Origin of the sequence: Paenibacillus litoralis (assembly GCF_046244365.1) — a bacterium.
Taxonomy (GTDB): Bacteria; Bacillota; Bacilli; order Paenibacillales; family NBRC-103111; genus Paenibacillus_V.
In genome coordinates this window covers 3,466,230-3,491,844 of record NZ_CP176395.1, presented here as the reverse complement: position 1 = coordinate 3,491,844, position 25,615 = coordinate 3,466,230, and the positions used below count along the sequence as shown (strand labels likewise).

Annotated in this window: 24 protein-coding genes, 1 pseudogene and 1 riboswitch; of the genes and pseudogenes, 4 read left to right on the top strand and 21 right to left on the bottom strand. The window is 48.4% G+C overall.

Going from position 1 to position 25,615, the window contains the following annotated elements:
• Window positions 1-620: 620 nt before the first annotated feature.
• The 4 genes and pseudogenes from ACKGJP_RS13980 to ACKGJP_RS13965 form a co-directional block, all read right to left on the bottom strand.
• Entirely contained in the window at window positions 621-1,847 is a 1,227-nt protein-coding gene (locus ACKGJP_RS13980) for a Gfo/Idh/MocA family protein (RefSeq protein ID WP_409346238.1), read from the bottom strand.
• 329 nt (window positions 1,848-2,176) lie between these two features.
• Window positions 2,177-2,992, bottom strand: coding sequence for a DUF2935 domain-containing protein (locus ACKGJP_RS13975; protein ID WP_409346237.1), 816 nt, complete (start codon window positions 2,990-2,992; stop codon window positions 2,177-2,179).
• A 61-nt stretch (window positions 2,993-3,053) separates the two neighbouring features.
• Window positions 3,054-3,623, bottom strand: a complete 570-nt coding sequence (locus tag ACKGJP_RS13970; protein WP_409346236.1) for a hypothetical protein — start codon at window positions 3,621-3,623, stop codon at window positions 3,054-3,056.
• 16 nt (window positions 3,624-3,639) lie between these two features.
• Window positions 3,640-3,891, bottom strand: a pseudogene (locus tag ACKGJP_RS13965) (ABC transporter permease subunit); the annotation flags it as partial.
• 96 nt (window positions 3,892-3,987) lie between these two features.
• Here ACKGJP_RS13965 and ACKGJP_RS13960 point away from each other — a divergent pair.
• Window positions 3,988-5,019 (top strand): MerR family transcriptional regulator, encoded by a 1,032-nt coding sequence (locus tag ACKGJP_RS13960; RefSeq protein ID WP_409346235.1) that lies wholly within the window; start codon window positions 3,988-3,990, stop codon window positions 5,017-5,019.
• Between the two features lie 26 nt (window positions 5,020-5,045).
• On the opposite strand, the gene ACKGJP_RS13955 is transcribed toward ACKGJP_RS13960, so the two are convergent.
• Window positions 5,046-6,482 carry an alpha/beta hydrolase family protein gene (locus ACKGJP_RS13955; protein WP_409346234.1) on the bottom strand — a complete coding sequence of 479 codons (1,437 nt, stop codon included), beginning with the start codon at window positions 6,480-6,482 and terminating at the stop codon, window positions 5,046-5,048.
• Window positions 6,483-6,931: 449 nt separating this feature from the next.
• On the opposite strand from ACKGJP_RS13955, the gene ACKGJP_RS13950 reads away from it, so the two are divergent.
• On the top strand, window positions 6,932-8,215 hold the full coding sequence (locus ACKGJP_RS13950) for an IS110 family transposase (RefSeq protein ID WP_409346233.1): 1,284 nt from the start codon (window positions 6,932-6,934) through the stop codon (window positions 8,213-8,215).
• Between the two features lie 621 nt (window positions 8,216-8,836).
• On the opposite strand, the gene ACKGJP_RS13945 is transcribed toward ACKGJP_RS13950, so the two are convergent.
• From ACKGJP_RS13945 to ACKGJP_RS13915, 7 genes are all read right to left on the bottom strand, one after another.
• On the bottom strand, window positions 8,837-9,718 hold the full coding sequence (locus tag ACKGJP_RS13945) for a pirin family protein (protein ID WP_409346232.1): 882 nt from the start codon (window positions 9,716-9,718) through the stop codon (window positions 8,837-8,839).
• 159 nt (window positions 9,719-9,877) lie between these two features.
• Window positions 9,878-10,066: a hypothetical protein gene (locus tag ACKGJP_RS13940; RefSeq protein ID WP_409346231.1), complete on the bottom strand. Its 189-nt coding sequence runs from the start codon at window positions 10,064-10,066 to the stop codon at window positions 9,878-9,880.
• A gap of 120 nt (window positions 10,067-10,186) precedes the next feature.
• On the bottom strand, window positions 10,187-10,489 hold the full coding sequence (locus ACKGJP_RS13935) for a VanZ family protein (RefSeq protein WP_409346230.1): 303 nt from the start codon (window positions 10,487-10,489) through the stop codon (window positions 10,187-10,189).
• Complete coding sequence (locus ACKGJP_RS13930; protein ID WP_409347361.1) at window positions 10,377-10,709, bottom strand: hypothetical protein; 333 nt, start codon at window positions 10,707-10,709, stop codon at window positions 10,377-10,379. The genes ACKGJP_RS13935 and ACKGJP_RS13930 overlap by 113 nt, the downstream gene beginning before the upstream one ends.
• A gap of 30 nt (window positions 10,710-10,739) precedes the next feature.
• Window positions 10,740-11,606 carry a M15 family metallopeptidase gene (locus ACKGJP_RS13925; protein WP_409346229.1) on the bottom strand — a complete coding sequence of 289 codons (867 nt, stop codon included), beginning with the start codon at window positions 11,604-11,606 and terminating at the stop codon, window positions 10,740-10,742.
• Window positions 11,607-11,693: 87 nt separating this feature from the next.
• Window positions 11,694-12,782 carry an ATP-binding protein gene (locus ACKGJP_RS13920; RefSeq protein WP_409346228.1) on the bottom strand — a complete coding sequence of 363 codons (1,089 nt, stop codon included), beginning with the start codon at window positions 12,780-12,782 and terminating at the stop codon, window positions 11,694-11,696.
• The gene (locus ACKGJP_RS13915) at window positions 12,775-13,473 is read right to left on the bottom strand and encodes a response regulator transcription factor (RefSeq protein ID WP_409346227.1); all 699 of its coding nucleotides are present in this window, start codon (window positions 13,471-13,473) and stop codon (window positions 12,775-12,777) included. Before ACKGJP_RS13915 ends, ACKGJP_RS13920 begins: the two co-directional genes overlap by 8 nt.
• 189 nt (window positions 13,474-13,662) lie before the next feature.
• Between ACKGJP_RS13915 and ACKGJP_RS13910 the strand changes: the two genes are divergently transcribed.
• On the top strand, window positions 13,663-14,388 hold the full coding sequence (locus tag ACKGJP_RS13910) for a cupin domain-containing protein (RefSeq protein WP_409346226.1): 726 nt from the start codon (window positions 13,663-13,665) through the stop codon (window positions 14,386-14,388).
• A gap of 146 nt (window positions 14,389-14,534) precedes the next feature.
• Here the strand turns inward: ACKGJP_RS13910 and ACKGJP_RS13905 are convergent, their stop codons facing one another.
• The 6 genes from ACKGJP_RS13905 to ACKGJP_RS13880 all read right to left on the bottom strand — a co-directional run bounded on the left by ACKGJP_RS13905 (window position 14,535) and on the right by ACKGJP_RS13880 (window position 21,047).
• Window positions 14,535-16,361 (bottom strand): APC family permease, encoded by a 1,827-nt coding sequence (locus ACKGJP_RS13905; protein WP_409346225.1) that lies wholly within the window; start codon window positions 16,359-16,361, stop codon window positions 14,535-14,537.
• 117 nt (window positions 16,362-16,478) lie between these two features.
• A riboswitch (cyclic di-AMP (ydaO/yuaA leader) is annotated at window positions 16,479-16,666 on the bottom strand.
• Window positions 16,667-16,955: 289 nt separating this feature from the next.
• Window positions 16,956-17,912, bottom strand: coding sequence for a hypothetical protein (locus ACKGJP_RS13900; protein ID WP_409346224.1), 957 nt, complete (start codon window positions 17,910-17,912; stop codon window positions 16,956-16,958).
• A complete protein-coding gene (locus ACKGJP_RS13895; protein ID WP_409346223.1) occupies window positions 17,909-18,391 on the bottom strand; it encodes an RNA polymerase sigma factor in 483 nt (160 codons plus the stop codon). Before ACKGJP_RS13895 ends, ACKGJP_RS13900 begins: the two co-directional genes overlap by 4 nt.
• Window positions 18,392-18,534: 143 nt before the next feature.
• A complete protein-coding gene (locus tag ACKGJP_RS13890) occupies window positions 18,535-18,993 on the bottom strand; it encodes an NUDIX hydrolase (RefSeq protein WP_409346222.1) in 459 nt (152 codons plus the stop codon).
• A gap of 247 nt (window positions 18,994-19,240) precedes the next feature.
• Window positions 19,241-20,182 carry a phosphotransferase family protein gene (locus ACKGJP_RS13885; RefSeq protein WP_409346221.1) on the bottom strand — a complete coding sequence of 314 codons (942 nt, stop codon included), beginning with the start codon at window positions 20,180-20,182 and terminating at the stop codon, window positions 19,241-19,243.
• 337 nt (window positions 20,183-20,519) lie between these two features.
• Window positions 20,520-21,047, bottom strand: coding sequence for a GNAT family N-acetyltransferase (locus ACKGJP_RS13880; RefSeq protein WP_409346220.1), 528 nt, complete (start codon window positions 21,045-21,047; stop codon window positions 20,520-20,522).
• A gap of 280 nt (window positions 21,048-21,327) precedes the next feature.
• On the opposite strand from ACKGJP_RS13880, the gene ACKGJP_RS13875 reads away from it, so the two are divergent.
• Entirely contained in the window at window positions 21,328-21,783 is a 456-nt protein-coding gene (locus ACKGJP_RS13875; RefSeq protein WP_409346219.1) for a hypothetical protein, read from the top strand.
• 42 nt (window positions 21,784-21,825) lie between these two features.
• On the opposite strand, the gene ACKGJP_RS13870 is transcribed toward ACKGJP_RS13875, so the two are convergent.
• The 3 genes from ACKGJP_RS13870 to ACKGJP_RS13860 form a co-directional block, all read right to left on the bottom strand.
• Complete coding sequence (locus tag ACKGJP_RS13870; RefSeq protein ID WP_409346218.1) at window positions 21,826-22,374, bottom strand: histidine phosphatase family protein; 549 nt, start codon at window positions 22,372-22,374, stop codon at window positions 21,826-21,828.
• A gap of 69 nt (window positions 22,375-22,443) precedes the next feature.
• Entirely contained in the window at window positions 22,444-23,496 is a 1,053-nt protein-coding gene (locus ACKGJP_RS13865) for a response regulator (protein WP_409346217.1), read from the bottom strand.
• Between the two features lie 3 nt (window positions 23,497-23,499).
• Window positions 23,500-25,290 carry a sensor histidine kinase gene (locus ACKGJP_RS13860; RefSeq protein WP_409346216.1) on the bottom strand — a complete coding sequence of 597 codons (1,791 nt, stop codon included), beginning with the start codon at window positions 25,288-25,290 and terminating at the stop codon, window positions 23,500-23,502.
• Window positions 25,291-25,615: the final 325 nt, after the last annotated feature.

Here is a 25,615-nt window from a genome sequence, read left to right as displayed (position 1 = left end):
GCAGATTCGTTATTTGCCGCATTCCCTCTCGATTTCATAGCCAAGCGGAACTGAAGTACGCTAATCGTCTCTTTTTGAATGATTCATTGGCGTTTTGCCGAAAATAACGCACTCTCGTTCCGCTAAGCGTCGATTTACACGCTCGAAACAAGGAATAAGGGACTGACGTTCCGCTCATTCCTCATAAAAGCCCCACCCTGCTGCTTCTTTATGATGGGAACCATTTCTGATAAATCAAAAAAAGGACTGCGTGCCCGCAGCCCTTGCCGATCCCTTTGCCTATTAAGCTACCGTCCGCAATTCCTTGCGGATCAGCTCGTAAACGTCATGCCCCTCTTCGAACAGGTCCGTCATCGCATAGAACAAGTGAATCATCCCACTTGGCTGAAACGATAACGCGGGAGCCCGCTCAGGTATATTTCTAAACTCGCCGAATAGAACCTTGACGGGAACATTCCCGTTCCGTACCATCGAAGATATAGCAGGATATGGGAGCTGCGGACCAGCTACTGAATGCGTTATGAAAAAGGACGATGACATGGGGAGGATACCACTGCGTCAGCTGCTTTAAGGGGAAGATCAGCGTTTGACCGAGCGGTGTCAGCGAATAGTCGGCCCTTCTACTTTCCTTTCATGCCGGAAGGCAGCTCGAAATGCCGGTAATCCGCCATTCGGAACGGACTTGTCGGCACTGCCCAAGGAAACGGGTACTCCGAGTAAAGAAGTCCTTTAACGGCTGCATCCTTTATGTGCTCGGAAAGCCCCGGCAGCAACCGTACCGTTGACTGACCGTCCTCCTGCTCGCGGATGTATGGCTCCGGTATGGCTCGGATGACCCCCGATGATTCGTAGGCCCCGTTGGAAGCGAGCACAAAGCTCCGGCAAGCCGCAAGCGGCGAATAAAGCGGCGTACCGTCATCCTCTATCGCCTGCATCAGATTCAAGTACATGTTCCGCATCAACTGTTCGGGGCCGAAGTTGCAGCTTTCCTCGCCGTTGCGTCCGCGAATCGTCAGCACGTTGTCGTAGGTCCAGAGCGCTTCTCCCTCCGTTCCGCGGAGAGAGAGGTAAGGAATTTCGTTGCGTTCATGGCTCAGCATCGCGTAAAAATGTACGGTCACGTCGTTCGACATCCCGATCCGCATGCATGAAACGTCGTCTCCCTCGATATCGTTCACATGGTACAGCTCGGCTTGCACCGATTCCGGCCGAGCCCCGTACGGATCGGCGCCGTTTGCAGCCAGCAGGCAGTTGTTCAACAGATGGGCAAGCGGATTGTTAAACGTTCCGTCCAGCACGTATTGTCCGTCGCATGTAAGCTTTCCCGCCCAGCGGGTTCTGTCGTAATAGGCCCTGTTTCTCTTCCAAGTAGCTACTCCGGCAATATGCGATAGCCTCCCTATCGCTCCGTCGCTAAGCTTCTGAAGCAGTTCCCGGAACGCGCGGCCCGACGTGTTCTGAAAGTTCACCTGGCATAACCGGCCGCTTTCGCGCTGAGCCGCAAGCATGTCGTCGATATCTTGGATCGTTACCGCAGGCGGCTTCTCCACCAGGACATGAAAGCCCATTTGCAATACCTTGATGCACATTGGCTTGTGAGCGGCAATAGGCGTCGCGATCGCGACGAAGTCGATTTCCGGATGCTCGGTCAGCATCCGTTCGTATTCCGTGTAGTGCGAAGCGCCCATCGCGGTTAATTTGTCGAACATCTCCCGGTTGGCTTCGGCATTCAATTCCGCAAAAGCGGTAACCTCCAGACGCCCCTCCTGGACTAATTCCGCAAGAGTTTTCACGTGATTAGCGCCAAATCCCCCTATGCCGACAATGGCAGCCCGAAACACCTTCACATCGGTTTCCTCCTTCATAAAATGCCCGTTATGTATGATTAACCGCGATGGAGCGAATGCTTGCGGTTCGCTGCCGAGGCTACCGTATCCGATCGCACGAAAACCTGTACGTTTTGCCTTCAAAAACAAGCTGCTCATGCAAGACTAAGTCTACACTTATTTTAGTGCCAGAGCCTACTCAATTCTTATTATTACGGGAATGCGATTCTCATTTTTGGAAGCGAAATTTTACGGGCAAACCAAAAAATCCGTCTCCCTATCGGAACGGATTTTTCTATAACGCTATTCGCCTTTCGTTTTGATAGTCCGTTCAGTCGGATTCTCTATGCTTAATGGGACAAAAACGTTCGTTTGCCTGCGCCGGTCAACGCCCCTTCAAACATATCGATGATCTCCAAAAATCTCTCCGCTTCCCGGAAAACATGATCCGCCAACAACGGATGAATGATGCTTTTTATTTTGCATTGCATAATCAGATCCCTTGCCGCCTGCTTAAAATCGCGCAACGATTTGACGGAAACCCTGTTCTGATCGAGAAACTGAGTAAGGAGAGGCTGAGTTTGAGATTGCGGGCGCATGGAATCCAAATCCTGCGCTTGGAACAATAGCTGGTCGAAGTCGTGACTGAAGTCGCGCGCTTGATCCACAAGCTTTCGTTCGGAAGGGTCAAGAAGATGACCGATAAATTTGGCATGGTCAGCCATTATTTTCAAGAAAAACACATTTTCATCAATGATGGCATCCTGCAGGGGCTCTAGCTTGCCTTGATTTAACTCTTCCAGCCGGTTTCTAAAATAATTGGCTTCCCGGCTTACATGATCCACCAATAACGGAAAGTTGTTTTGTCCAGGAAGCTGGCAGGTTAAGATGAGCCCAAGAATTTTTCTCTTGAACACCCATATGTGAGACACGGCTGTATGAACCTCCACATTGAATTGCCGGATGGCTAATGGATCCGTATCGGCACCGAAAGTATGGGACCGCTGCTCGATCCCCTCAAACAATCGGTAAAAATAGTTGGCTTCGTTAATTAACTGGGTATCCTCGCAACGAAACCCCAGCCTTAGAAAAAGCGAATGCTCCTTCATAATACGCGACCAGAATTGCACCTCATTGAGTGAACGCACTACAAAAGCATCCGGCACATGTATGACCTCCAATGGCTAAGTTTATTACTAGCGTATGCGGGCATCTATTTACGTACGCCTACCTTATCGGGCTGCGTGTCCGGCCGGTTGGCGGAGTTCCTTTTCTAATACGAATATTGGGCAACAAAATAGTCGCTGATTTTAGTAAAACATTGCGAATGTCTATTACAACTCTATTAATCTTGCATACTATGAAAAAAATAAAGAAAGAAGGTTTTCGAATATGATTAAAGATTATGGAACCGAAGGCAGCCTTGATAATCGAAGCGATCGAAGCAACAGGAGCAATAGGAGTAACCGGAGCAACCGAAGTAACCGGAGCAACAGAAGCAATCGGAGCAATCGGAGTAACCGGAGCAACCGGAGCAACAGAAGCAATCGGAGCAATCAGAGCAACCGGAGCAACCGGAGCAACCGGAGCAACAGAAGCAATCGGAGCAATCGGAGCAATCGGAGCAACAGAAGCAATCGGAGCAACAGAAGCAATCGGAGCAACAGGAGTAACCGTTCCCCGCTCTAGGGTGAGGACGTGACGCGGCTGCCGTTGGTGCGTATAACCTTCAAAGGAAACGAAGAAAAGATCCGGAAGTACCGTGCCCGGATCTTTTCTTGTTCCTATTTGGCGCAAAACGATCGGTTTTACTTATGAACCGACCGATATGCAGCAAAAACAAAATCGTAATGGTGGGAAGAATGGATGGGAGCGTGATCGACATCACTTGCCGGAATCTTCCCGCTCCGTCGATTTCGGCCGCCTCGTACAGCTCGGGATTGATGCCTGCGATTGCCGCCAAGTAGATGATGGTGCCCCAGCCGCTATCCCTCCAGATACCGGACCCGATCAAGATCGAGCGGATGTAGCTGTTTTCGCCCAAAAAGTAGATCGGCTCGATTCCGTCAGGTTATGAACAGTCGGTGTGCTTGGCGCAGTATAATGGTATTGAATCTCCAGTTGCTGGAGGTAGTAAAATGACGTATCGGAGGTGAAAGGTTTGCATTTAACCAGCGACACGGATTTGCAGAAGCAAAACGTTTCTGATTCTAGAACGGAAGTTGGAACCTTTTCGATCGGGGAAGTAGCCAAAATGATTGGGTCTAAGGTCAGAACCGTCCGATACTACGATGAGATTGGATTAGTAAAGCCCTCTAGCTATTCAGAGGGGGGACATCGACTATATACGACGGAAGATATATGGCGTTTAGAGCTGACTGCAACCTTGCGTTATCTGGATTTTGGCATTGATGAAATAAGCCAGCTCATTTCCGGGGAATTACCGGTGGAGAAAGCACTGGACTGGCAAATCGAGTCGCTTACGACGCAGGTTAGCGCGCTTACAAATATGATTTCGATTTTGCGTCAAGCGAAGCGGCACCAAGGGGATTCCTTGCGCTATATGTACGACCTCATTCATGAAAAAGCATTAAACATCGAAAAACGTAAACAGTTCATTTCCGAGAAAGTAGAGACCTTTCGTATTTTTGACGGGATTCCTTCAGAGTGGAGGGACCCCATGTTATATTTTTTCAATAAATACATTGTCAATCAAGAAAAAACAACGGCTAAACAAACAGCCGCTTGGAATGAGCTGCAGGAACTCATGAACGATCCCCAATTTATGAAGGATCTGAAAAACATTGAGTTTTTCTTCGTTCATACGGATCATCAGCCTCGTTATAACGCTGCCGTATGGGTCAGAAAACTTGAGGATATTCATGATCGATTGAATCAAGCCTTGGAGAAAAAACGGGCTGCCGACAGTCCGTATGTACAGGCTATTGTTGAGGAAATGATTATGCTGTATGCGAATTCAGAGCAAGCTTTCAATAAAGAGGCTTTTCTCCGCTCCTTTGCCGAATATGCTCAGAGAACCAGAACACCGCTTCTCGAACGCTGCAATACGTTATGTTCCATTCTAAGTCCGCCATTCAACTTGCTTTCGAAAGGAAACCTCGTGCTTTTTCAAAGCTTGCAGCGGAAGCTGGCACAGATGTCAAACCAATCATGTGAACAACCCAAAGGCTAATGCCTCCGGGCTGTTCGCATGTGAAATCAGTCTTTTTGCAGCGTAAACGCCGGATGTTCGCCAATATTTTGCTCCAGTAGCTTAAATGGCTGCCGCTTTAAATAATGATCGAAGAAATCCTGCGAGTAATCATTAATGAGGCGGTGAGCCTTTCGTATCTCGACTCCTTCCATCTTCTCATATAGCGGTGAAAACAAATATAAGTCGGAGAAGTCCATGTGCTTCATATTATTGATTTTCATCCAGTAATTACCTCCGACAGCTACATGCTTGTACCGCGGCAAAGTTTCCTCTATAAACTGGGCAAACTCCTTATCATCCGTGCTTTTTGCCTCTCTTATCGTGTCGTCGGCGCTCATCATCATGAATGGCTTTTTCAAGCCTTCTTCCGGAACCCGCAGTTTGCCGTATAATACACCATCCATATTGATCGCAGCCTTAACTCTGGAATCCGTCATTAGCATCTGCGCACTAGTCGCCCCGCCAAAGGAATGGCCAAACATCCCTACATTGTTCATATCCATTCGGCCTGTAAAACGGTGGTCCGGATCATTCCTCGCCAGCTTCTCCACTTGGTCCAGCACAAACTTGGCATCCGCAACCCAGCCTTCATTAGCTTTATCCAGGTAGGCGATGGAGTTGGTATCTTGCGGCACATAATTGGCTACACGGCCATCGGAAAAAACGGAAGCCGTACTGCTGTAAGTGTGATCTATGCCTACCACGATATATCCATGGCTGACTAATTGTTCGATCTGAAAGGTGTTCTGATTTTTATGTCCGCTAAATCCATGTGAGAAAAGGAGCACCGGATACGCGGGTTCCCGATTGGAAATTCCTGCATTCTCGATGGCATGCGTTTGGACATAACCGAAAGTTGTAAACAAAAACTTCGGCAAATTCAGAACCTTACTATACCCCTCTGCAAAAACATCCGAGTTGGAAAGATAGGAATCCGCCTTTCCTTTAGCCTTCGAATCTGCAGGATACCATATCTGTATCATCAATTCGCGCTTATCGCCAGGATCCGGCGTAAGGGTTTCTTCCCTGTGATCGTCCTTCCAATCGTAGGTGACGGTGCCGATTTTGTATGAGCCTGTCGGCTTCTCGAAAGTGAATATCGGAAGGATAAGCGGCAGCGCCACAGCCACGGATGAATAGATTACCGCCAGAACGGTCACCGTAACAAGCTTTGCACGGGATCGTTTTTTCGCCGTCCGCTCCTCGTGCTTCCCAGGCTTGGACATCGATCCGACAGCGAAGATCAGGAGTGGAACTGCCGTCATCGCATAAGCCGGAATCATTTGCCAACGCATTCCTTCGATGACCCCATGCATCAGCATAATGACGGCGGAAACGCTGAAATTAATAAGCAGCCCGCGTCGCGACTTGTTTTTGGCAAATAGTATCCAGCCGATCATCAAAATATTGAAGATAACAAACAACATCTCAAAAGATCTCATAAGAATAGAACCTCCTCGTTTAATTAGCTGCTAGCTGCTTGCTGCTTGCTAATTCAAACGATACAACCTCCAGCAGGTGAAGATTCAAGCCTTATTTTATATTCTCGTCTGGCAGATCAATACAGTGGAATGGGTGGAGTACCTGCTGAATGGTGGGGATATAGCTGTCAAAGTCAAGCACTGATTAAAGTCCGCACTCACATACGGACTGCTCCGCAGCAGGGCGATTCTCCATTCTCTACTCGAGAAAGCAGCCGGGGCTGCCCCTCTATGCACGCGCAGCTCTAAGCCTCAGAGGATTCCTTCCGGCGCTCGACGGATCCTCTGCCGTATACGCTAGCATTCCTGTAGATGCTAAGAAATCGGCTTTGTAAAGCACGAGCACCCTCTGTATAGTAGATCATGTCACGGGCAGTGACTAACAGATCCACATGGGAGGGTGCTCTACTATGAAGTTTAAACAAAGAGACGTACAAAATCAACGGATTGAACGAATTTCTACGAATCATCTCATTATCGGTATCGACATTGCCAAGGAGCGGCATGTGGCTCGTGCCGTTACTTACCGTGGATTAGAGATAGGCCGACCTGTCACGTTCGAGAATCAAGGAGAGGGCTTTGGGAAACTTTTACGATGGATCGGACAACTCCAACAACAGAAAGGCCTCTCCTCACTCATCATCGGCCTTGAACCGACCGGACATTATTGGTTCAGCTTAGCCGATTGGTTGATGGACCTTGGCCATGAGGTCGTTCTCGTTAACCCCCTGACCACAAAGCGTAACAAGGAAAACCGAGATAACAGCCAATCCAAGAACGACATCAAAGACGCGCTGGTCATTGCCGATGCCGTAAGCCGTGGATATTACACCACTTACAATCGGCACGCAGCCATCTATCGGCGGTTGCGCATGGTAATGAACGACCGCGAATACTGGGTCAAGCAACTGACAAGCTTGAAGGGCCGACTTCACCGCTGGCTGGATATTCACTTTCCTGAGTACAGACTGGTATTTTCCGACTGGGAGATTGCGCGGTCAGTCGCTACGCTGAAGGCTTTCCCGTTGCCCGAAGATATCGCACCGATGACGGCTGAGCAGATGATTACCGGCTGGAAGGAAGAAGGCGGCATGAAGCGTGCAGGCGGGAAGACAGGACTAGAAACGGCCGCCAGGCTACTCGCTGTGGCCCGCAGTTCTGTTGGGAGTAAGGTTGGATGTGAAGAAGCACGTAAAGAAATTGCGCGGCTTGTAGAGGACTATGAACGGTTAACCGAAAGGCTAAAGGAGATGGAGCATGAGCTCGACATCCTACTTGCCCAGGTACCGGATGTGGTGAAACTACTTCGCACCCTAAAGGGGCTGAGCACGCTGTTCATAGCCGCTTTATTGGCCGGATGCGGAGAGATAAGCACGTATGCACATGGACAACAGATCCTTTCCCAAGCGGGTCTCAACTTAACGGATAACAGCTCGGGGAAATACGAAGGCAAAGTAGGAATCTCAAAACGAGGCAGGCGACAGCTACGCAAATATCTGTATTTGGGAACCTTGTCCTTGATTACAAATAACCCGCAGTTTAAACGGTGGCACGAGCAAAACGTAAAAGAAAAGAAGATGAAAAAGCATCGCTCCGTCTTTAAACTGATCGGTAAACTAACACGAATCATGATAGGTATGGTAAAACGAGGGGAAGCCTTTCGGGCGAACGATGTACAAGAGGCTGCAGCCTAGGAGGCTCCCACTTGGGCAACATGTTTCACAAGAGGAAAGTAGCATGGGAACACAAAGGTTAGCATACGTATTTTGGCTCATTCGCAGGATGGAAAACACATAAGCACGGAGTACCGAATGTGGGTTCACAAAGGGCACTGACCCGTTACACTAGCATTTCGGCCTCCACCTCTTGGATAGGTATAACGAAGGAATGTAAGGGCGAAGACCCGTTGAGAATTGGGAGGGTAAACCACCAAGACGATTGTGGAGTATACGTGCATTATAAAGGAAATGATTGGGGATTGAGGCCTTTCCTCTATTCCCGCATACCCAAAATGATGCTCCCAACGGGTCAGGTCCTTGCCTCTACGGAAAGCCTGCTTCAAAGAATGATGAAATCCTGCGAATGAGCGAGTATTCGTGAGATAATCACTACGAACAGAGGGAGTGAACCTGGGTTCAGTAATTATGAACCTGCGTTCACTATTTTTAAGCTATTTCCTCGTTTTTGAGCGGATAGTGAGGCATACGGGACTATTTGGCCGTAAGGTTCACTTTCTTATAGTCATGTTGTGTTTTATTTCTATAAACGAATCAAAAGCAAAAAAACAGGACAGGATTACCCTGCCCCGCTTCATTTTAGAAATCGGTATTTCCCATTTTACCCGATTGGAAATCTTGAAAAGCTTCCACGATTTCCTCTTTGCTGTTCATAACAAACGGTCCGTGCTGGTAGACGGGTTCATCGATCGCTTCGCCGCTCAGGACGATAACGAGGGTGTCATCCGTTTGCCCTTCGATCACGATGTCGCCGGCCGTATTTTCAAATAATACGAAGTCTCCCTCACCGGCGATTTTCGTATCGTTGATCTTTGCGGATCCCTTCAGCACCATTGCCGCTGTGTTATAGGCGGAAGGAAGCTCAAATTGCGCTCGACCGTTCTTCTTGAAGGCAATGTCAAACAGATGGATAGGCGTAAACGTTTGTGCGGGTCCCTTGATTCCGTTGTACGCTCCGGCAATGATCCGAACCGTACCGCCGCCCTCCGGCAGCTCCGTTCTGCCCATCTGCTCCTTTAACAGCTCCTGGTATTTGGGTGCATGCATTTTATTTGCTTTGGGAAGGTTAACCCATAATTGAATCATTTGAAACAGTCCGCCGCGTTTCGAAAACTCGCGCTCGTGATATTCCTTGTGCAAGAGCCCCGACCCGGCGGTCATCCATTGCACGTCACCCGGCCCGATAATGCCATGATTGCCATGGTTATCGTGATGCTCGATAAATCCCTCATAAGCAATCGTTACCGTTTCGAACCCCCGATGCGGGTGCGCTCCCACTCCTTTAACCGAGGCGCTTGGCGGAAATTCGAACGGTGCGTTATAGTCCATCAGGATAAAAGGGCTGAACCGTTTCTGAAAATTGTTCCCGGAAGGAAAGTAGTTGGAAACCCGGAATCCGTCTCCTACCATGTGGAACGGCGCTCCTCTGTAGGTACCGTCGATTTTACGATATGCTGTCATTTGTAACATCCCCTTTGCTTGGATTTTTTATTTGCATAAGCTTTCTTGGCGACTGCTTGAAGCAATATCTTAATATTAAGATAACCGATATTCGAACTTACGTCAATATAGTAAATAATTATTGTTTAGTTTTAGGGATTCGATCGAATAACACTCGCATTAAGCGACATGCGTTGCATCCAAAGAAATAACCCATACTGCAACGAGCAAAAGCACCATAATGATAAGTGCATAACCTAGCCATTGCAGGCTTACCTTGGACTTGGGCGATTTAGATCGTAGGATCAGCAGCAATCCAAACCCTGTCAACAGCGTTATAACGACTCCGAATTGCATAAGCTCGTACATAAAAACACTCCTTTTATACCTTATTCAAGCTGCGAACGGCTACCGTCCGGCATACGCAGAAATAAGGAAGGCATAGCGACTCTTTTATCCTCTGTGCCTTCGACTATTTCGCTTTTCGATTCAAGACTCCTGACGTGCCGCGTAAACCCTGCCCCTGTCCAGTATGCTGCACAACCAGAAGATGCCGAATCCTAGCATGCCGCCGGATGTATTCAACAGCAGGTCATCGACGTCGAACGTTCCGATCGAGAGCACGGCTTGCAAACCTTCCAGCAGCAGGCTGACCAGCAAGGAGAGAACGAACACCCTTTCAAGGGATACGTTCTTGCTTTCGGATAGCATCGGAATAAAAATACCGAAAGGAATAAAGATCGCTATATTCCCCGAGAAATTGGTAAACGAATATAACCCGAGCCCCGACAAGCTTTGAACGTCTCTTGAGATTTCCTTGAACGGAGTTGGACGATAGGCGAATATGGCTCAGCATCGATTCCGGGTTCCGCACGTTGCCCAGCAGCTGATGGGCGAGAAACTTGACTTCGATCGGACCGAACTTAAACAGAATCGCTTTGACCAGAACATACAAATATAAGGCAAAACAAGCAGGAACGATCACGTCCTTAAATAGGCTGATTTTCTTCATTTCGTTATCCTCGCTTCATCGAATTTAAGCTCAGGGGTATACGGTTACGATGACGCCATCCCTATTGTCGCCGGAAATCGTATACCGGCGGCCTGCCGGAACGGTAACCGTCTTGCTATTGGCCGCAGTCTGATACGATATCTCGTAGGATTGTCCGTTTATTGTCGTCGACAAGTTCTTTTGTTCCTTCAGCAGTTCAAGGTATTCTTCCAGCGTCAACTTTTTCTCCTGCATGATCGCGCTGTGGGGCAGCCCGACGTAGCGAAAATGCCACGGTTCATACTGAATCCCCGTAATATCCGATTTATCTTTCGGGTAACGCAAGATAAACCCATATTTCCAGGCGTTATTTTGCAGCCATTTTCCTTCCGGAGCCTGATTCATCTCGGCAGAGGTCGAACCGATATCGAGCGATAAGCCCAGATTGTGTTCGCTATGGTTGGCCGGCAGCGCGCGCGCGTCGCCCATTTCCTTGTAAAGCTCGCTCTGTTCCTTCGAATCCCGATACCCGCTGCTGATCATAAAATGGTTAACCCCGTCTTTGTCGGCAGCGCGAATCATCTCCAAAAAGGTTTGCGCCACGCTTTGCGACAGTCGGATGGAAGTATCCAACAAACCGAAGCCCTGCAACAGCTCTTTATGCGAATACAGACGGACCACGTCCGATTTCACGCCCTCTTCTCGTACGGGATACTCTTTGTTTACCAAAAGCAAATCGCCCCGGTACACCTGGTCTTTCGTTATTTTTATCGTACGCCGGTTATCCTGGGCGATTACCGCTTGTGCCGCTTCTTGCACCGCAATGTTCGGTTTTTCGCCCGCAACCTCCGTCCGCTGCTGATAAACTTCATAGATGGCCAGCAAAAGTACGGCAATCACAAAAAACCACTTCTTCATTTACCGTTTCCTCCTCACCCCGTTATGTACCTAGGATAGGGAAAACTGTTTAAAAAGAAGTGGTGGAAAGTTAAAATTTTTCTTAAATTATGCCGGCAGCCGCACTTCAAACATAGTATGAATCGTATTGCTCTGAGCGGAAATGCTGCCGTTATGCTGCTCCACAATATTTTTGGCAATGAATAGGCCGAGTCCCGTGCTCCCGCTCCGATGCGTCCTCGCCTGATCGCCGATATAAAACATGTCGAATATGCGAGGCAGCTGCTCCGCGGGAATGCAGTGCCCGTAGTTGACGACTTGAATGACCGCTTCCCCGCCCTCCAGATAGCCGTTGATGTCGATAAACTGGCCGTCGCCGCCATAGCGGATCGCATTGGTCAATAAATTTTCGAATACGCGAGCCAACAACTCTCCGTCGCCTTGAATATGAAGGTGGGGATTCACATTCAGCCTCGCGATCAGGCTGTTTTTTTCGAAAGCCGGAAACAGCTCTTCGTTTAATTGAATGAGCAGCTCGCTCAGATCGATCGGTTTTTTGTCGGCGGTGAGCATGCCATAGTTCATCCTTGTGATCTCGAACAGCTCGTCGATAAGCTTCTCCAGCCGCAAAGACTTGGTAAAGGCAATGCTCGTGTAATGCTTGATTTGCTCCGCTGTCAGCTGCTTGTCCTGCAGAATAAAATCCAAATACCCGAGCACGGACGTCAGCGGCGTGCGTAAATCATGCGCCAGGTTCAAGACGAGCTGATCTTTGCTGCTCTCGGCGAAATCCCCTCTTTCCACCGCTTTCTGAAGCATCTCGCTCGCCAAATTAATATCCTCCGCAATATCGCCGAACTCGTCATTCGAGGAAATGTGCACCCGGCTATGAAAGTCGCCGTTCGCGAGGTGATGGATGCCGCTCGAAATTTCGCGGAAATATGCGGCGTAGGGCTTGGTCAGAAAGAAGAAGAACAGAACGGATAGCGGGATAAAAAGAATCAAGAAGACATTCACATCTCCGACATTGTTCATGAAGGAGCGGTAACGGGCAAGCGGATCCTCGGCCAGAACGTTCGAACGATAATACAACTGAAGTCCTTTATAAATGGCGAACGTAATGGCGCCTGAAAGCAGCATGCTCAGCCCGAACAGCAGGAGCATTTTGAAACGAAAGCTTCGCATGATCTTAGCCATTGAACGTGTAACCCACCCCCCAAATGGTTTTGATGAATTTGTTCTTGTTCTTGTCTTCCCCAAGCTTCTTGCGAAGCGTACGAATATGCACCATCACGGTGTTGCTGTCATTCTCGTAATACGCTTCTCCCCATACGTGCCGAAAAATGTTTTCCACGCTGAACACTTTCTTGGAATGCTCCGCCAGCAAAAACAAAATATCGAACTCTTTCGGCGTCAGCTCGACCGGCTCTCCGTAGAGAAACACATTGCGCTGATCCGGGTAAATGGTCAACCCGCCCGCCTCCAATACGGATGTCGTGACGGCCGGCGGCTGATTCAACTGCATATAGCGCCGCAATTGGGCGTTCACGCGGGCAACCAGCTCCATAGGGTTGAACGGCTTGGTCATATAATCGTCCGCACCTACCACCAGTCCCGTTATTTTGTTCAAGTCGGACGTCTTGGCGCTCAGGAAAATGATCGGCATATGATGCTGCTCCCGAATTTTCCGGGTCACTTCATAACCGTCCAGCTTGGGCATCATGATATCCAGGATCGCCAAATCGATCTGCTGCGATTGGATCGCCAAGAGCGCTTCTTGACCGTCGGACGCCTTGATCATGCGGTAGCCTTCTTTCTCTAAATGCAGCTCGATCAAATCCGCAATCTCGGCTTCATCGTCCGCGACTAATATCGTAATGCGCTTCATCTTTATCTCGCTCCTAGTTATGGTACTCTTCCTACCATTGTACCCGATTCCGGCACGAAGGGTCGAGGAAGCGAAAAAAAGAGCCAGCAATTCGAAACGGCCGTAAACGCGCGAACACGTGACTAGGCGAATACATATGATATCCGAGTAGGTCAAACGCCTAAATCGAAACGAAGGGCAGGGTTTATCTTGGCTGTATCGTATATGGATTTCACATCGCCGTCCACGCAATATACTTATGATTTGAAAAATAACCTCTTCTTCAAAAAAGACAATCGGAACCTAATCAACTCGCTTTCCGTTAACCAGTTGAACACGCTGGGAAACGTATCCTTGTTGGATATTTACCTCAGCAAGGGCAATGTGATCGAGCCTCACATTCACCAAAATGCTTCGGAGCTGGTGTATTGTATTTCCGGCTCAGCGGTCGTTTCTTTGGTTAACCCTTTTTCGAAGGAGCTGCTTAACTTCTCGATTGCGCCGGGACAAGTGGCGAATGTGCCCCAGGGGTGGTGGCATTATGAAGTGGCGACGGCCGATAATACCCATTTATTGGCTATCTTCGATGCGCCGGTTCCGGAATTTATTGCAGGCTCCGATCTTCTCCGCTTAACGCCTGCGAGCGTTTTTGCCCACACGTATTGTCTGGATGAAGCGAAAGTGAAACAGACGTTTGCTCCGATTACCGATACGGTCGTCATCGGTCCTCCTAAGGGCTGCCGTCAAGGTCAAGACCGGGAGAACGAAATGCGGCAGGAATATCCGGAGACGGTTCCTCCGCAGACGAATACCAACCATGTATACAGCAACCAGGTATACAGCAATCAGGTGTACAACAACCAGGCTTACTACAATCAGCCTTATGGATACTCTCCTTCGTACCAGCCCATCATCGGCAACGGAGGAAGAGTGTGAGCCGTTACTAACCGGAAACGAATTTTTAGGCATCATGTGCGGTTCATACGTAGAGGCCGACCCGCACTTCGGGTCGACCTCTTTGCTTTGTAAGGGGTTTTCAAAACGCTAGCCGAGGTAGAACAAGCGGAGCAGTCTGGTTCAAATCATTTCTTTAAGTGGTATGGAACAGTAGTTACGATCACATTTCTCCGATATAGCAAGTGAGTACGAATCAGTAAACTGGATTGATTATGCAGGATGTTGTGCCAGCCTTTCTTTGGAATGAATTGCGGAATAATAACCGTAACCTGGTAATGCGATTCGCTCGCCTTACGTTGAATAGTATCAATAAATTTAGTCAGCGGCTGAATAATGCTTCTGTAAGGAGAATGGAGGGTTACCAGTCTCACATCAGGCTGCCACTTATTCCATTTTTCTACAAACGCCGCTTCATCCTCTCTTTCGAAAGGAACGTAAACGGCAATGATCTGGTGGGCGGAAAGCGACTTGGCATAGTTCAACGAGTTCTCCACCACATGGGTGATTCCAGCGACAGGAAGAATGATGACATTCCCCTCAATCGGCATAGTCGGCTCACAAGTTGTAATTCTTAGTTGGTCGGCTACCGCTTCATAATGCTTTCTAATCCGATGAAAGAGCAGTATGATTAGGGGCAGAAAAACTAAGACAGACCACACCTGTGTGAATTTGGTTAAAAAGAACATCATGGTGACTATGAAGCTAATCAAAGCGCCGGTCGAGTTAATGATTAACTTCGATATCCATCCTTCAGGTTTTTCGCGAATCCACTTCACCATCATACCCGACTGGGAGAGGGTAAAAGGGATAAACACGCCAACGGCATACAGGGGGATGAGATGTTCGGTCCGGCCTTCAAACGCCACAATCAAGAGGATTGAGAAAATGCCCAGTATAATAATTCCATTCGAATACCCTAGCCGGTCTCCTCGAATCGTGAACATTCTTGGGATAAACTTATCCTTGGCGAGATTAACGGCCAGCAAAGGAAAAGCAGAATAACCCGTGTTTGCGGCAAGTATTAAGATCAGCGCTGTTGTACCTTGAATGAAGTAATACATAAAGTTCCGTCCGAAAGTCTGCTCAGCAATATCTGAAACGACAGTGACTTCTTCTCGAGGACTAATCCCGTAATAATAAGCTAAAAATACGATTCCCGAAAATAACACAGCAAGCAAGGCGCCCATCGCAATTAGCGTTTTGGCGGCATTATTAGGAGCATGGTCTTTAAAATTAGGAATTGCGTTCGAAATGGCTTCAACGCCTGTTAGTGCGGAACTTCCCGAGGCAAACGCTCTTAGGAGCAGAAACAAACTGATTCCCGCCACCGGGGTACCGATCGGCGCATGTAATTCAGGCGATACATGACCTGTTAGGATGTTGTAAATGCCTACGCCGATTAATACGAATAACGCTAAAACAAATAAATATACCGGATAGGCAAATATGGAAGCGGACTCCGTTACCCCCCTTAGGTTCAAGGTGGTAATGAACAATACAAAGAGGATGGCAATGAATACATTATAGGAATGCAATCCTGGAAAAGCCGACGTGATGGCATCCGTTCCGGCCGATACGCTTACCGCCACCGTCAAAATGTAGTCCACCAACAGCGAGCCTCCAGCGATTAATCCGGGGTATAGACCCAGATTTTCCTTCGAAACCACGTAAGCTCCTCCGCCGTGAGGGTAGGCAAAAATAATTTGCCTATAAGATAAAATAAGGGCTAGTAATAAAATCAATACTCCAACCGCGATCGGGATCGAATACCAAAACGCTGCAGCGCTTACGGTAATTAAAACCAACAAGATTTGTTCAGGACCATATGCCACCGAAGATAAGGCATCTGAGGAAAGAATGGCAAGGGCCTTCGTTTTATTAAGCTTCTGCTCGCCTAATTCATTGGATTTTAACGGTCTTCCGATTAAAAATCTTTTTAGAGAAGAAAACACGAGTTCGTTTCACCGCCGCATTTTTTTTTTATTATGCACACATTCCCTGATCGTATAGTCATTTTTGGCAAACAAAAAACACAGGTTAGAATCCTGTGTTTACGACCACAAGTTTACAAACCCCCTCAATCAACGCTTACGAGGTTAGCTGTCGGATTCGGACGGTGAGAGTCGCTCTACCAGAATCGCAAACTCGGTACAGTCTGCTATCAGGATTCACCCCATATGACGTATACCTGATGTTCAGGCAACTATCATCATTGGTTCCCCCGTTTTCCTTAACGGAAATTAAGCGAATAAGTTTTGAAACCGATATTTTCTTAAAGGCTGAATTGTATATTACGTCTGCCAGTTCGTTTTGTAAAACTGACATCGGAACGGGTTTCCGCCATATATTTTGAAAAAGATATCCAGAAAGCGCTTACTTGGATGAAATAATCCCCAAAGCTTTTATTATTATCGTTTCTCTTTCCTTTTCATTATTTAGATGATACTGACCACAAACGGCATAGAAAAAAACCTCGATAGAACGGCAAGCGTTCCTTCAAGGTTTTTGTGCTGCAGCTATTTTCTTGGCGGGAGAAAAGCTTGAGGTCATTTCAAGCTCCCCCACATGGCGGCGAATGCCGCATCGTCCAGCTTAAAAAATACTTGGGCATGCCCGTATCTCACGTAACCTCCCTGGTGCAGCTCCAGACGAACTTCGCTCTGATCTTGGAGTTTAAACAGGATGAATTTCCGTGATTGGCCACCTTGGTCGTAAATCCCCTGATTATACAGCGTCTCCCACTCGACCGGCTTGGCGGCGTTCAGCGCCTCAAGGAATTTCTGAACCTCTGCGGATAAGGGGAGCTTGCGAAACTGCTTGAGGTCACCGTTCCAGCTCTCGAAGTTCTCCCAGCTTGCCGACTGCACGTTTCCTATTATTTTGAGTTTCCCGAGCACGTCCGCTCCTTTGGCGATTTGAATCCCGTTTAGACATTCGTAGAATTCCGCCCAGATTTGCCCGTCGGCAACTTGATAGGTCATGAGACGAAAATCGCTGTCATAGCCTTTGACGGTATAAACATCCTGCTTGCCAATGGACGACGCCAGCTCCTTAGCGTACTCCTTCTGACTGCTCCATTCATCGATATTCCCTTTGGTGCGGCCAATCTTCTCTCCAAGCACGGCTTTGGCCGCTTCCGGCGGGATATGCGTCGACGTTTGAGTATAAACCCTTCCCTGATAGACAATTAACCCGATCATGTCCATCATGGCATTTGTTTTTTTGGGCAGCTCGATCTTCGGAATGAGCACCGAACCGTCGGCAGCCGTTGGCGCGGGTGGGACCATGGAAACCGGGCTATAGCCGCCGCCAAGATCGGAGAACGTGAAAATCCCGGCAAACAGGGCAACCGTCAGGCTGACGGCAATCGATAGCATGACTTTTCGGTTAGGTCCGTATGATTTAGGCTGCGTCCGAACCGCCAGTTTCTGAGCCAGCCGCTGTCCGAATAATGCATCCGGCTCTATTTTACCGAACGCTTGCTTATAATCTTGCTTGTTCATAGCCCATCCTCCATTTCCAGTCTCAACATCTCGCGCCCGCGCTGCAGCCGCATCTTGACGGCGGATTCGCTGATACGTAGCGCTTCGGAGATTTGCTTGACGGAATAATCCTCATAGTAAAATAAATGGATTGCCGCTTTGTACTTAAAGGGCAACCGAAGCACGCTCTCCACCAATCCCGCATCCTCGGCAGAGTCGCAGTACGCTTCGATCTCCTCCATGCGGACAACACGTTTTCTCCACAGGCTTCCGGTCAAGTTTTTGCAAATGTTGACGAGTACCCGAATCACCCAAGCTTTCTCGTGGTCGGTATCGGCGAAAGCCGGAGCCTTATACAATAGCTTGATAAAAGCTTCCTGAACCGCTTCTTCGGCGTCGCTCTTGTTGCCCAGATGGACCATGGCAATCTTGAACAGCATACTGCCGTACTGGCTGTACTTGCGGGAGAAGCCGTCGTTCGGAAGCGATAGAGGCTGCATGGTCGTTAAACCCTCCTTTTACCTATAACACAACGATTTGGGCCGGTTGGTCACATTTGTTCATACAAAAAGTTTCGCGTTCCCCCCGCTCCCATAAACCAGACCGCTGCGACCGGTAAGCAGGGATTCGGACCGTCTCGTAACTACTTAACCAGTTTAGCGTTATAGAGCGATAAGGGATGACTCTTGCCTGTCAGGAGGTTGTTCGTAATTTGTTTCATGACCTCTGCCCCGCGAATTTCGAGCAAGCCGGGAATCCATAAATCGGAGAGCGAAATCCACCTGCTGTCCATAATCTCATTAGCTTCTAATTGAAGAGTGCCGCCAATAATTTCACCGATGAAATGAAACAAGATAACTTGATCGTTTGTGCTGCTTATAAAATTATAAACGCCCGTTGTCCCCGTTAGGTTGACTTCGTAGCCGGTTTCTTCCTTAACTTCTCTACGTGCAGCATCCAAAATATCTTCACCCGGTACTATTCTTCCGGACGGGAAATTCCATTGATTCCTGACGGAAGGCTTATTCTCCTGAATGATCAATACTTTGCCTTCTTGAAATATGGATACGCTAACAACCAGCACCATTCCGGCTTGTTTCATAACCCGCTCCCTCTCCATCTCGCCCGTAATAACTACACTCCTCCCATTATAGAACATACGTTCCCTATAGTAAAAATAAACATTTCACCTTCAAATCCCGTCCGATTAACGGTCAAACCACGTATGGTAGAATCTCCCAGTAACGTTCTTCATCGATGGATCGGAGGGGCAGCAAAAGAACCGTCAATAGCGCCCGTTAAGGCGTTATGACGGTTCTTGTTAATGGTAGGTAGCGATTTACCCGCGGTCATCTTTTGGCCGGCCAGCCGGAAACGCGCTCCAAAAGGCTGATCAAATAATCGTCCAAACGCTCGATCATCATCTCTTGTGTGAGTCCGGTAATGCCAAGGGCCGTCCACCCGCCGTATACTTCAGGCGGGGCGAAGTCGATCAAGGTGATGATGTCCCAATAAGGATCGTAGGTAAAGGAAGTCCCTGCATGGCCGACGTAGGCAGATAAGAATTCGTCGGCAGTCCGAACACCGAATAACGACGCCAGGTTGACGCGGCAATGACCGACATCGACGCCTGCCGGCCCCATACACCCGTTGACCCAGTCCACGACGCCGCTTACTTCACCCTCGTTCCATAAAATATTGGCCGGATGATAGTCCCGGTGGATGAATCGCTTCTTGTAGGACGGTCGAGACTCCGCTACGATACCCGCCGCAGTCCGCCACTTGCCGGGAATCTTCGACCACGAGGATGCATCCAGAGAAGCGGCGTCGCTGTAGGGAGCGAACGTCCATGGACAATCGTCCACTTCCACCGCGTGAATCCGCGCGAGCGCCCCAGCCATTCCATTCAGCCAACTTGAGGTATCCGTCGGCTCCAGAACAACTCGGCCTTCCAGCCGCGTCATCAGCACGGCCGGTGTTCCGCACCGGCTGCCGGTTTCGTCGAACGCAACGATCTCCGGCGTTTGCACGCCTGAGACCCTGGCGGCCCGGCGCAAGCTTTCCGCTTCGCGGTAAGCTAACTCCGGTTCGTTCTGCACCCACTCCGTATTATCGAACTGTCGGAGCACGAAGGCTCTCTCTTCTCCGGTTACCAGAAGCGATACGCTGTGGACGAGCGAAGAGATTCCCCCGTGAAGCTGCCTCACCGAGAGCACACTCGCTTCGGGATGTACGGCATCGACAACCCATTTAAGGGCGCGATCGGTTAGCGTTTTGCTGCTAGCAGGCATCGGTTTCCTTCCTTTCCGTATTTACTTCGTTTTCCCATTTCCGTTTAGAAAGCATGTAATGCTTGTAGGTTTCGTTTTCAAATCTCCCACTCTGTATTCGCATAAAATAATATCTTTGCATGCATTGGTAAAAGCATTGTTTGCAGAGTCGGATCTTGGATCCGTATTCATTTTCACTCTCCTTTTTAGCTCGTTATAAAAATGATAACAAACCTTTCAGGACTCTGCCGGTAAAGAATGATTATGGTTAAATAAGCCGCAAGCTAGAAAAAGAGCTGCCGATTGGCAAGCTCTTCCGAAGTCGCTTTTTTCCGTTGAAAGGTATCGAGCTTGCTCCTTATAGATCAATCCAAAACCTTTTTACAATCGTTCCATCTTCCTCTATAAATTTCGATTCGAATTTTCCGCCATTTTTGACGATTGTCTTTTCAGAACCTATATTCCCTTTATCGCAAACAAGAAGAACCTTTTTCAAACCCCGTTCTCTTGTCTTTTGCAATGCCGCTGACAATAAAAGGCCAGCATATCCTTTCCTTCTTTCGGACGGGCGAATTCCGTATCCAATATGCCCGCCGCAATTTAATAGCTTTTGATTTAATCGATGGCGGATATTCACCGCACCGACGATTTTATTTTCTTCATTTGCCAACCAGTATGTCGAGTGAGGAACCCAATTCGCATTCGTCAGCTTGTCTTCGCTATCTTCCGAATATAAAAATTCGATCAAGGAATCAAAATCCGAGGGGTCTTTCTCAATTACCCACGGCACCATATCGTCCCCGCTCTTCTTCCAATCTTCATAAAAAGACATATACTCCCCACGGTATTCCGCTGCAGGTTTGATTAAACGCACTTGGCTTTGCAAACGAATCCCCCCATCCCATACAATTTCATCCATACTATCACAAACTGACGCAATGCCAAAATCGAGCACAACGTGAATGGATGATCTCGCTTTTCAGTTTCTTTACCCTATCTTTTTTGTATAATAATGTTATCTTCCAACGTTTTCAACATGTCTTTTTTTAGTAATTGAACTTCACCGCTTCTCAACTTCCATTGGAATTATTTGTATATTGACATTACTTGTACTTGTTCAGAGGTTTGTTCAGCTTGTTTACTGTGGGAAGGTTGTGAAATATGAAATGAAGTTCAGCATATGGTTAACGTTGTTAATCGTTATTGGTATTATCACGGGGTGCGGAGAAAAAAATAAGATTATCTTAGATGATGTTATAAATGCTTATTGTTCAGTACTTCAAACCACTTTTGAGCACCGAAAAGAGGAAAATGCAGGCGTTACATTCATATCTCTCAAATTTAATAACCTAGATGACACAGTAGATTTTGAAAATGAGGCCCTCCTTATGTGTTTAAAAGAAAAAACAGGAGTAAAAGTGATGATTGATTCAAAAGATGATGAAATGGAACATGGTGAACTTCATTTAAGCATACAAGAGAAGAAAATAGTTACAAAGCAAAAGATATTATTTAAGACAGTAAAAATGTATGGGACTGGGCTAGATATGACTATTACGGTCGAGCGCAAAAACGGAAAGTGGCAGACAACTGAAATAAAAGAAAACAAAGTAGGCAAATAACATCTTACTGCTGTCTTTGTTACAATGAACTTCAATCAGTGCTTAATTACCCTCTCGAATCGACTTGAATGCATACATTTTATACTCTCCATTATTGGAGGATAACCTCAATATATTTCCATCCGCAGGCATTCCTTCGAAATAAGCGCCGATACAACCGGTTGTACATCTATGCCCGGATAACAAAAGATTTCGTTCCTTTGCGTCGCCATAGTCAGCTTCCAGCTCCTGCATGAATGCAAAAACTCTTTTCACATAGCTGCGGATATCTTCAACGCCTTTGTAGACAAGGGGATCAGGCACTGCTCCAGCCATTTTCACTTCGCCTTTGCTTAATCCGTCCGCTTCGCCTAAATCAAAAACGTCAAGTCTTGCATCGACTATCGCTTTCATCCCCGTTGCGATCTCCGCTGTTTGAATTGCTCTTTCCTGCGGAGAAGAAAATACATAATCGAACTTGATAGGGGTAAGTTGGTCTCTTAAGGACTCCGCTTGCTTTATCCCCTGTTCATTTAAGGGCAACCCCCGACTTCCTTGCAGTCTGCCTTCTTTGTTCCAATCCGTTTGCCCGTGTCTAATCACATAGATCATGGCTTCCACAGCTCCTTCCGCAAGAATGTATCCGTGACAAATCGCGCTCTTGGCGGCATTCCTGCCTGGCTATCGAATGCCCAATTGTTTGCGGTAATCGGATGGCGAATGCCCGACGACACGCTTGAACACGCGGACGAAGTAAGAATATTCCGTGTACCCGACCGCCCCCGCCACCTCGTATACTTTAAAATCCGGATCGCCGAGTATTTCCCTGGCTTTATTGATGCGCAGCTCCGTTACGTACTCCACGAATGTTTTACCCATCTCTTCCTTAAACAACCGGCTCAGATAAGGATGCGACAGCCCGATCAATTCGGCGGCATCGAACAAAGACAGATGCGGATTCGCATAATGGGCTTCGATATAGGTAAGCGCTTTGACTACGACGTGGCTTTTGCGCCAGTTGCGCTGGGTAAGCAGCTCGTTCATGACGCCCAGCAGATGCTCCCGGATCAGCTCGGCATCCCGCTGTGCGTCGCCCGTGAAGTCAAGGGGACGGAACACCTGATCAGGCAGCTGCGCGCTGTAATGCTCCCGGATATGTTCGTTCAGGATGTAGACGATCAGATGAAAAAACTCGTACACATCCTCGACTTCTTTCTCGTGCTTCAGCCATTCGGCAGACAAGATCGACCACTCCGCATCGAACTTTACCCGGTCTACAAGCCAGAGACAATCGGCAAGCCGCTTCAAATTGCCGCGCCAAACGTCAATCCAGACAAACTGCTGGGGAAGCTTCCCCCTCTTCTGCTCGATCTTACGCGAAATCTGCTGCATGACCCGCTCGAGATCCTCAGGCTGGACCGGCTTCAGCAAATAATCGTGAACGCCTTGGCGGAGTCCCTCCCTCACGTAGTCAAACTCATTAAAGCCCGAGAACAGGACAATTTCGAGCTTGGGCAGCAAACGCCGAGCCTCGTCGGAAAGCTGCAGTCCATTCATGAACGGCATACGAATATCGGTCATCAGCACATGGGGAGTCAGCTCCTGCAGCATGCGAAGTCCCTCTTGGCCGTCCTTCGCCTCTCCGACTACCTGGTACCCGTCGATTTGTTCGATCATTTTGCATATGCTTTGTCTGATCCAACGCTCGTCTTCCACTACAAGCACCTGCAGCATCGACTATCCCGCCTTATTGTCGATGGGCACCAATACCCGGATAACGGTGCCGTCGACGTCCGATTTTTCAATCCAAATGCCATACGGTTCTCCGTAGACGAGCCGCAGTCTCTTGTGGACGTTATATAGACCGATACTCCCGGCAACAGCCAATTGATCGTCCTCCACCAGCTTGTTGTCGGTCAAGGTCTGAAACAAGCGGTTGAACCGCTCGCGCACTTCCGGCGGCATGCCTCTTCCCTTGTCGATCACTCGAATCTCGTAACCGTTTGCGGTCGATAAGCCTTCGATGCCTACGTAATCCGGGCGCAGATCGTAGTCCTGGTAACCGTGAATCAGCGCGTTCTCCACGAGCGGCTGGAGCATCAGCTTCACGCACGGAATTTCCTTCAGACGCGGCTCTTGCTCGACATCGATCTCGGTTCGGAGGTCCTCATAGCGTTCGATCTGAATTTCCAAATACGTGCGGATATAACGGACCTCGCTCCACAAAGAGACGACCTGCGCGTCGCTATCCATGCTGTAACGGAATATATCGGCCAGATTCGTTACCATTCGGCTGATCGGCTGAACGCCTTCCAATATCGCAAAGGAGTGGATCGTGCCGAGCGTATTATACAGAAAATGGGGGTTGATCTGCGATTGCAAGGCGATTAGCATCGATTCCTTATGCCGAACTTGCATTTCCTTGGCCTTCAGCTGGGACGTATGCTCCACATGGATCAGTCTGCGATATTCGTCCATCATCGTATTGAAGCTGCTGTATAGAATGCCGATTTCATCATTGGATCCCGCAGGCGCCCGCACGTCCAGGTTCCCGGTCTCCGCGCGTTTCATCAGCTTCTGGATGAACGAAAGCGACTTGATCAAGTAATATGTAAAGCTCCCGAGAAGAAGCAGCACGACCGCCGCGATACAGAAAAAAATAACGAAGGCCATCGTCCTTAGCTTCACCAGATCGGCAGTCAGATGCTGCATCGGCACCTCGAACATGAGCGTCCAATTCGTCAATTCGGAGGTCCGGTAGCTGATCATGCTCCGGCTCTGTCCGCTGCCCGCCATCTTGAAACCGGCCTTGCCGTCCAGACCGCTGCGTACGGAATCGTCGGCAATCGTTCCGATGAGATCGTTGTCGGGATGATAAATATATTGCCCGAGGTTATTCAGCAGGTAAGCTCGACCTACATTCTCGAGCTTGAGACCGCTGACCATTTCGGCAAATTTGCTCAGCTTCAGATCGACGATCAGAATTCCTCTGCTCGACGGCTTTAGCGGATCGTAAATGATTTTGTAGGCGGTAATCACGGGGATCGTATTGATTCGATTAACGCCTTCGATCGTAAAATCCGTTATCGGATCTTTCAGACTGAGCATGTCCAAGTACCGCTGATGCCTGGTATCCAGAGCGTATTCCTGTGTGCTTAAATGCAGATTCTCATTCATAATCAGCGTAAATTTATAGATATCGCTGCGGCTGGAATACAGATTGCGGTACAGCTCGCCGCGAATCCGCTTCTGCAGCTCGTATTGTCCCAAATAGTCGTCCGGCTTCAGATGGAGGAAATCCTGTATCGAAGGATTCAGCAGAAACGGAACCGTCAGCCTGTCCAGATCCGACATATACGAGTTAATGTAATTGTTCGTTTGCTCCAGCAGCAGTCGGCTGTAATACGCCGCATTATCCTCGATCGTCTTCTCGGTCCGGCTGTACCATAAATAGCCGAGCAGCATGAATGGCAGAAACAAGCTGATGATGATGATGATCGTAAGCTTTCGTTTAAGAGAGAACCTCATGTCGCACGCCCTCATCCCAGGTTCCGGTCCGTTGTTTCGTTTGATAGAATCGCGGAATGTTTCCGCTTTCATTTTACATGTCCGGTTACACGTCAGGCATTTTGCCGCTTCATTCATTCTAACAAGGCGACGGCAGCCTAACTATGCATAAATTTATGATTTCATATCTAATTTTAACCTCAGTATGCTTCAGTTTTCCTATTCGAAAGCCCCCTTCTACCGCTGTCAATGGCTGACGATTGTCTTTCGTACCTTCATCAAAGCATATCGGGTGCGGCGCGGCAAGTCCTTTTGTCGCTCGCAGCGCAAAGAGGCTGCCCCAAAG